Annotated in this window: 1 pseudogene; it reads right to left on the bottom strand. The window is 43.6% G+C overall.

Annotated features, from left to right (window positions below):
- Positions 1 to 562 (bottom strand): annotated as a pseudogene (locus BCU12_RS01315) (transposase); the annotation flags it as partial.
- Positions 563 to 637 lie beyond the last annotated feature (75 nt).

The following is a 637-nucleotide window of genomic DNA, read 5'->3' as shown; positions in this document are numbered from 1 at the left end:
ACCCCATTCGCTTGATTAACTTTATTTTGTTGTTTATCCCTTCCAATGTGCAGGTGTTGAGCGGATAAATTGCCGATGCAATAATACCGTGAAGATAAGGCCTCAGTTTTCGTGCGAACTCTTTCAATGGCTTAATTCCACTCTCTTGCACTTGTGCCCACCATACCTCCCAGAGCCCCTTAGCATGTGCTTCTGATTCACAATACCAAAGCTCTTTGAGTTGTGAGCCGAGTATATAAGTGGTCATTAAGTCCTTATTGATGTTCAATATTTCGGTAAGGTAGCTATCTTGCCGTGGATTTAAGTTGCTTCTATTTTTCAACAATACCCAGCGTGAGCGCTTGACCCATTTCCTCGCTTTTTTATCTTGCTTGAGTTTGTTGGCTTGGTCGACTCTGACTCTATCCATCACCTCACGACCGAACTTAGCAACAACATGGAATAAGTCGTAAACGATTTTTGCGTTCGGGCAGTGCGCTTGAACTTCAAGGTCAAAAGCCGTATTCATGTCCATCGCGACCGCTTCGATATTGTTGCCATGCTTGCCTAACTGCTCGAAGAATGAACCGCACCAGAAGTTTTGGACACTGAGTTAAGTGAGTACAATCACTAACGAGGTGAACAATGACAACTAAGA

This window comes from Vibrio sp. 10N.261.55.A7 (assembly GCF_002877365.1).
Classification (GTDB): domain Bacteria; phylum Pseudomonadota; class Gammaproteobacteria; order Enterobacterales; family Vibrionaceae; genus Vibrio.
This window is presented reverse-complemented; position numbering and strand designations above follow the sequence as displayed.